The following is a 6948-nucleotide window of genomic DNA, read 5'->3' on the forward strand; positions in this document are numbered from 1 at the left end:
CGAGGCGACGATGATTGCCGCTCAGTGAACGAGCGACACCAGCTATGAAGAAGCAGGTGGACGCCAGTTCCTACACCATCTCCCGGGGCACTACCCCGCTATCCGGTTGATTTATCAAGGCCACCTGAACGGTCGGTCTTTCTCTTCCTTCTGATAGCGTTGTGGCCAGGCAGCGGATTGCGGGTACCGAAAATAGGCTCTTTCGCCACTTAAGAAGATAGACGTCTGTCGCTTGTGGCGAACGGGCGTCTTTCTGCCGGAGGCAGGACATCGCGCTGGCCGAATTATCTTCCCGGTTGGGTAGCAGATACAGCCTGATCGCGCGGCAGCTGCGGCGGGCAATCTCCCGCTTCTCACGCGTCTCGTGGCCCTTCCCGTTCCGCGGATACGAGGGTCTACAGAAGATCCCGCAGCCGGATGTTGGGCGCGTCGCTTCGGTTGTGCGGATGCCAGGCGACCTCTGTCGGGAAGGTGCCCAGGTTCAGCGGGACCGGTCGGTCCAGAAGCCCGTAGGGTTCGGCGACCATGCCGGCGATGCGCGCCGGGACGGTGGCGATGCCTCCGATGCGGGCGACTGTCGGCGGGGCCATCAGGAAGTGCGAGATGATGATCGAGGTGTTGCGGCGTAGGCCCGTGTCGGCCGTCAGCCTGTGCAGCCCGGTGCGCCAGTTGCCGGGCGGCGCCACAACCACGTGCGGCAGCCGCTCGTAGAGGCTGCGGTCCAGTGTGGCGTTGCCTCCCAAGGCCCGGGGGGCGACGATGCAGCGGAACCCATCGTCTTCCGGGGGCGGATGGAACCGTCCGAGGGCGAGATCGAAGCTCTGCCCGGCAAGGGACCGCGGGTCCAGGTCCGGGCCGATCGGCGCGATCTCGAGCTTCGCCACGGGGGCGTGACGCGCGAAGGCCGCGGCCAGAGGCGGGGCCAGCACCACCTCTGCGTAGGGCCCCAGCAAGAGCCGGAAGCGTCGCGTGCTTCGGGCCGGATCGAAAGGCTCTGCGGCACGGAAGGCCTGTTCGAGGCGGGCCAACCCCGCCGCGACGTCCGGCGCGATCTGCAGGGCCTTCTCGGTCGGCTCGACGCCGTACCTCGCGCGCAGGAAAAGCTCATCCCCCAGGGCAAGGCGCAACCGCGCCAGGGCCGCGCTGACGGTGCTTTGGGATTGTTGGCCGAGGCGTCGGGCCGCGGCGGTCCGCTTCCGCATCGACCGCGCCCAACTCCACCTATTTCGACATGGAAACCGGCAAAAGGCTCTCTGCATGACACTTGCCGCACATTCTCATCCTTCCGAACACCTTGCGGACTCACGTGGACTGTAGATCCGCACGCCACGCTTTTCCTGGGTAGTTGCCGGTGAGGGCCATGGGCGGCGCCAGGCCGCATTCCGGCTTGTGGTCGGGACCGATCCCGGGGCCGTGGCCGAGGGCCGCGGCGCGTGGTGGGACAGCGGGCGCGTCGAGAGCGGCGAAACCCTGCTCGTGCTCTACGCCGGCCGACTGCTGACGTTGGACTTGGCGCTCTACTCGTCGGTGATGGCCTGGGGCGAGACCGGGGTTGACGGATACACGGCCGCGTCCGCGCGCTTCTGGACCGGGCTGCTGGACCAATCCGACTGGGTCGGCGAGTGGATCGCGCGCGGCTATGTCCCGCCCACGGGATCCGAGCCCCCGAGGGACACCCGCTATGATAACCCGTTGAACGCGCTGCCTTCCGACCAGGTGCGTCGCGAGTTCCGGATCGACAAGCCGGTCGCGTCCGCTACGCGACCGCGCTCGGGCTCTAAGGGGCATATCTCAACGGCGCGCGGCTTGGCGACGCGGTCTTCGCGCCCGGCTGGACCGACTACCACATACGCGTGCCCTACCAAGTCTACGACGCGACCGCGGCACTGGCCGAGGGGGTGAACGCGCTCAGCGCGCTTCCCGGCGAGGGCTGGTATGCCCGATGCTTGAGGGGTCCGGCTTCGCACGGTACGGCTGCAACCTAATTTCGACGCTCGTCTCGGCCATGTCTCGGCGAAGTATCTCTCCCATCTGGGTGCAATCAGGAGCGAGTGAAGCGTCACCGAAGCCGAAATCTTGTGGTCGGTCGAGCTACCGCCGAATGTCCCGGCCGAGCTGATACTTCCGGGCGCGCGGATCAGGTACAACGGGGCGCATTGGTCCGGAGGGCATGTTGGAGCCGGCTGCCATCGTTTCGAGATCGCCACCTAGTGGCGGAGACGTTTGGCTTACGTCTATCGTGCCGTGAAATTCGCGAGCCTGCACCACGGCCGAGAGTAGCGCATCAATCGGTGGAGTCTCCGTAAGGCCGGAGGGAAGTCGGATCCCGGGCTACGGAGCACCGGACAGCATCGAGATATGCACCCTCAGGGGCCCAGGTTACGCGCGCTGTTAATCGGTCTCGGCCCCTTCGGGGCTCATGTGGTGGTGGATGTCGACGAGCCCTGCGCGAGCCTGGAACAGGTGGTAGCGCATGTAGGTGGCAGCGGCCTCGCTGTCCTCGGCATTCAGTGCCTCGACAATGGATGCGTGCTCGTCGACGACGCGCCTGCGCTGATCTCGCCCCAGTTCGAGTCCGATCGTGATTGTTTGGTGGACAGGATTGCTGATCGTCCTGAGAAGCATCCGGAAGTTCTCGTTTCCGGCAGCGATCGCGATGCTGTCGTGAAAGTCGATGTCTTCGTTTCGACCCAGCTCTCCGCGCCCGATCGCGTCGCGTAGCGCGTCGTGGGCCGCACGGATCGCCGCCATCTGTTGCCGCGTCCTTCGCTGCGCCGCGAGGCGCGCCGCCTCGACCTCGAGAACGATGCGCGGTTCGAGCGAGAGCAGATATCCCGAGACCTCGGAGGTATCCGCGAGTTCACCGAGGCGCTCGGGCGGGCGGCGCGCAACGAAGGTGCCAACCCCCTTGTGAGTGGTCACCAGCCCGTCCGCTTGAAGCCGCATGAGAGCCTCACGGGTGACGGGCCGGGAAACTCCGAAGGCCGAGCTGAGCTCCGACTCCGAGGGCAACTTATCGCCCTCGCCGAATTGCTTCGCCATGATCTGTTCGAGGATCCGACCATAGACGATCTCCGCGAGCTTCGGCTTCTGCGCCGGTTTGGTGTTGAAATTATCCATGTGCCGTCCCCTCCCGGCGCAGTAGCAGATCCTACTTGAACATGTCCCGCATTCCTCCGAGTCCCGGGATGTACGCCTGAAGATGCGCATGTGTCGGGTCGAAATGTTGCACCAGTCCCCTTTGGTTCCGGCCCACGAGGATCGTCAAAACATAACCCTTGTGGCCGGGCGATGTCACGGTCGGATGATAGCCTGCGGGCAGCAGATAGGTATCGCCGTGCCGCGTCATGTAGGCGTCGGCCTCACCTTCGTCGAAGTAGTGGAATTGCGCCCCGAAGCCCGTCTCGGGGTCGTAGCGGTAGTGGTAGATCTCGGCGTGATCCGTTTCGCCATCGCGCTCTTCGTCGTGCTTGTGGGGCGGGTACCCGGACCAGCAGCCGTCTTCGGCATAGAGCTCGCTGACGAGCAGGCGACCTGCACGATCGGCGGCATTCTGTCCGAGGATGTGGCAGATCTCGCGCCGGGACTTCGTTTCAGAGGAGCCGACGACGACACTCTGGACCTCGTCCGGGCGCACGCGGAACGGGGCGAATTCGTCGTTGCAGGCGCCACCGGCGACGGCCACCTCGACGCCATCCCCGAGGGCGGTGACTTCGAGGGTCTTGCCGGTGCCCGCGTAGACCGAGTCCGCCATGCCGGACCAGATGTCGCCGCGCATCCCGACACCCTCGAAGCGCGTTTCGCCCACGGTGATATCGCATTGCCCGGACATCACGACAGCAACCAGTTCGAACCCGATGGCATGGAGTGAAACGGTTTCATCCTTGGCGGGGCGAAGGAGGTTGAAATAGACGTCCTGCATCTCCGGCGTCGTTGCATCCACGATGGGCTGCCCGGCGTTGTCGTATGCACGTATCAGGTATTGCACGGCGATTTTTCCAGTTTCTTGAGTGTTCATACCGAGGCCGTGAGGCCCCCGTCGACGGTCAGCACCTGTCCGGTCACGAAGTCCGATGCCGAGGAGGCGAGGAAGACCGCCGCACCGGCGAGGTCCCCGGGCGCGCCCCAGCGCCCGGCAGGCGTGCGCCCGCGAAGCCAGCCGTCGAACTGTTCGTCCTCGGCGAGGGCGGTGTTCATCTCCGTCAGGATGTATCCCAGCGCGATGCCGTTTACCTGGATGCCGGAGGCGGCGAGCTCGACCGCGAGGCCCCTGGTCAGCATCTTGAGGCCGCCCTTGGCCGAGGCGTAGGGCACCATCGAACTGCGCCCAAGCGACGAAAGGACCGAGAGGGTGTTGATGATCTTGCCGGAGCCGCGCGCGATCATGCCCGGCGCGACAGCCCGGGAAAGCTGGAACGGCGCCGTCAGGTTGGTGTCGAGCACGCGGTGCCAATCGGCGTCGACAAAGCCGGTCACCGGCCCACGATGCTGGACGCCCGCGTTATTGACGAGCACGTCGATCTGGCCCTCCCGGTCCTCGACGGCAGCGATCAGCTGCGAGATGGCCTCGCCGTCGAGCAGGTCGCAGGTCTCGGCGTGGGCGCGGCCGGCCGTGTTGGTGATAGCCGCGACCGCCGTGGCAAGCCGGGCCTCGTTTCGGCCGACCAGCGTTACCGAAGCGCCGTGATCGGCAAGGCCGCCTGCCATCGCCCGCCCGAGGCCCGAGCCACCGCCGGTAACGACCGCGATCTTTCCCGAAAGATCGAAGAGGGCGCTCACCACGGGTTCACCCAGTTCTTCGGAGCCTCGCCCGAGAGGATCCTGTCGGCCTCTTCGGCCGCGCAGCGCTGCATCGTGGCGACGGTGCTTTCAGAGTACCACCCCGTGTGATCCGAGAGGACCACGTTGCTCAGCGACAGAAGCGGGTTCGCAGGATCCGGCGGCTCCTTGCGCAGGACGTCGAGGCCCGCCCCCGCGATGTCGCCCTGCGACAGCGCATGGGCGAGCGCATCTTCATCGACGAGCGCCCCACGGGCCGTATTGAGCAGGATCGCGTCGGGGCGCATGGCCTCGACGAAGTCGGCATTGACGAGGGGACCGTCATCCGAGGGCGGCGCGTGCAACGACACGATGGAAGTGCGGGCCGCGATCTCGGTCAGCGCCACCTTTTCGACGCCCGCCTCCCGCGCGGCGGCCTCATCTAGGTGGGGATCGCAGACCAGAACCTTTTCCACGCCAAAGGCCGCGAACCTGCGATGCACGGAGCGTGCGATGCGACCGTAGCCGACAAGGCCGAGAACCCGCCCCGCGATGCGGTGGATCGGTTCGGCCTGCCCGGCCCCCCAAAGCCCCGCGCGCACATCGTTGTCGCGAGAGCAGACCCGCCGCGCGACCGCGAGGAAGAGAGCGAGGGTCTGGTCGGCGACCTCGATGTCGGCACCGTAGTCGGGGATGTTCGCGACCCGGACACCGTGCTCGGTGGCCGCGGCGACGTCGACGGCATCGATCCCCACCCCGTAGCGCACGATGCCTCCGCCGGGCTTCAGCACCTGCACGAGCCCCGCGTCCAACGGCGTGTCGCGGACGAAGGCCAGCTCGACATCCCGGAGCGACGAAACGAGACGGGCGCGTTCCATGCTCCCGTCGACGATCTCGAAGCCGTGGCCGTGCCGGGCTGCGACCGCCGCTTCGGCATCGTGGCAGGCATAGCCCGGGGCGATGACAACGACGCGTCCCATCAGGTTGCGGGAACGAGGGTGCAGAAGATCTTGCCCATGCCGCCGGTGCGCCAGTCGCAGCGGGTCCCCTTGGCGATGAGAAAGGTGTCGCCCGCCTCGAAGCGGTGGGTTCCGCCCTCGTCCAGCGTCAGCTCGATCCAGCCCGACAGCATGTGCATCACCTCGAACTTGGGAAAGGCGATGGACTTGCGGTGATAGGCCGTGGTGTCCCAGAAACCCGCAGCGAAGTTGCATGCCTGGTCCTTGAAGAGCGTCAGGTCGTGCTGGGCGGGCGGGCCCGAGAGCAGAAGATCGGCCGGCGTGGGATCGCAGCTCGGCAATTCCGGGTGATCGGAAGGACGAAGCGGCATGGCATCGCCGGAAAGATCGGCGTCGCCGCATCGGACCGTCACCCAGCTGCTTCCGCTGTCCACCGCTTCGATCTTGGTGGCCCCCTGCGTGACGACGGCCTCGCCGGCCCCGAACTCACCAGCAGTTCCGACGCGCGCGCGGCCCTCGGTGACAATGCAGACGGTCACACCGCCCGGCCCGGCCCCCGTGTCCGAGACGCCGGCTGCGACATGCAATCCGGTTCCGGCATCGTCGAGGGCGCGGGGCACCGGCGCTTCACCGGCGCGATGAAGGGCGTAGATACCCGGCGCAATGGTCATGTCGTCGTTCTCGGTCAGTGTCCCGGTCACGTCAGTAGCCCTGCGCGGGGTCGAAGACGTTGGGCAGGCTGTCACCGGTCTCGAAACTGCGGATCGCGTCGGCCACGTAGAAGGCCTTGTCCCGCTTGGTGGGGGTCGACGCGATATGCGGCGTCACCGTCACCTTGGGATGATCCCAGAGCGGGCTTTCGGTCGGCAGGGGTTCGGTTTGGAACACGTCGAGCACGGCACCGGAGAGGTGCCCGTCGTCCAGCGCGGCCACGAAATCTTCCTCGACGAGATGCTTGCCGCGCCCGGCGTTGATGAAGGCCGCGCCCTTGGGCAACTGGTGCAGGATGTCGGCGTCGATCAGGTTCTCGGTCGCCTTGGTGGCGGGCAGCAGGTCCACGAGGATATCCGTCCCGCCCAGGAAGTCGCCCATGCCCTCGGGGCCGGCGAAAGACTCCATGCCCTCGACCGTCTTGGCGGTGCGCGACCAGCCCCGCGTGCTGAATCCCATCGCGCGCAGCGCGGCGGCGGATGCCAGCCCGAGGTTCCCTTGCCCCATGATCCCCACGGTC

7 protein-coding genes and 2 pseudogenes are annotated in these 6948 nt (G+C 66.6%); 2 read left to right on the forward strand and 7 right to left on the reverse strand.

Annotated elements, in window-relative coordinates; translation table 11 throughout:
• Positions 1-395 precede the first annotated feature (395 nt).
• A complete protein-coding gene (locus C8N44_RS22655; protein WP_158274139.1) occupies positions 396-1202 on the reverse strand; it encodes a LysR substrate-binding domain-containing protein in 807 nt (268 codons plus the stop codon).
• Positions 1203-1317: 115 nt separating this feature from the next.
• Here C8N44_RS22655 and C8N44_RS24265 point away from each other — a divergent pair.
• Positions 1318-1590 (forward strand): annotated as a pseudogene (locus tag C8N44_RS24265) (glycoside hydrolase family 78 protein); the annotation flags it as partial.
• 206 nt (positions 1591-1796) lie between these two features.
• A pseudogene (locus C8N44_RS24250) lies at positions 1797-1985 on the forward strand (alpha-L-rhamnosidase N-terminal domain-containing protein); the annotation flags it as partial.
• 406 nt (positions 1986-2391) lie between these two features.
• Here the strand turns inward: C8N44_RS24250 and C8N44_RS22665 are convergent.
• The 6 genes from C8N44_RS22665 to C8N44_RS22690 form a co-directional block, all read right to left on the reverse strand.
• Positions 2392-3120, reverse strand: a complete 729-nt coding sequence (locus C8N44_RS22665) for a FadR/GntR family transcriptional regulator (RefSeq protein ID WP_158274140.1) — start codon at positions 3118-3120, stop codon at positions 2392-2394.
• A gap of 31 nt (positions 3121-3151) precedes the next feature.
• Positions 3152-3988, reverse strand: a complete 837-nt coding sequence (locus tag C8N44_RS22670) for a 5-deoxy-glucuronate isomerase (RefSeq protein ID WP_210204218.1) — start codon at positions 3986-3988, stop codon at positions 3152-3154.
• 26 nt (positions 3989-4014) lie between these two features.
• Entirely contained in the window at positions 4015-4779 is a 765-nt protein-coding gene (locus C8N44_RS22675; protein ID WP_210204219.1) for an SDR family oxidoreductase, read from the reverse strand.
• A complete protein-coding gene (locus tag C8N44_RS22680; protein ID WP_107978963.1) occupies positions 4776-5738 on the reverse strand; it encodes a C-terminal binding protein in 963 nt (320 codons plus the stop codon). The genes C8N44_RS22675 and C8N44_RS22680 overlap by 4 nt, the downstream gene beginning before the upstream one ends.
• Positions 5738-6418: a cupin domain-containing protein gene (locus C8N44_RS22685; RefSeq protein ID WP_107978964.1), complete on the reverse strand. Its 681-nt coding sequence runs from the start codon at positions 6416-6418 to the stop codon at positions 5738-5740. Before C8N44_RS22685 ends, C8N44_RS22680 begins: the two co-directional genes overlap by 1 nt.
• Before the next feature lies 1 nt (position 6419).
• The coding region (locus tag C8N44_RS22690) for an NAD(P)-dependent oxidoreductase (protein ID WP_245413007.1) at positions 6420-6948 on the reverse strand (529 nt) is incomplete at its 5' end.

The organism is Allosediminivita pacifica, assembly GCF_003054175.1.
In the GTDB taxonomy this organism is placed as follows: domain Bacteria; phylum Pseudomonadota; class Alphaproteobacteria; order Rhodobacterales; family Rhodobacteraceae; genus Allosediminivita; species Allosediminivita pacifica.

Bases quoted from the DNA above. Each gene is read 5' to 3' on its own strand.
- C8N44_RS22665 (WP_158274140.1), bottom strand. From the start codon at position 3,120: ATGGATAATTTCAACACCAAACCGGCGCAGAAGCCGAAGCTCGCGGAG.
- C8N44_RS22680 (WP_107978963.1), bottom strand. From the start codon at position 5,738: ATGGGACGCGTCGTTGTCATCGCCCCGGGCTATGCCTGCCACGATGCC.
- C8N44_RS22655 (WP_158274139.1), bottom strand. From the start codon at position 1,202: ATGCGGAAGCGGACCGCCGCGGCCCGACGCCTCGGCCAACAATCCCAA.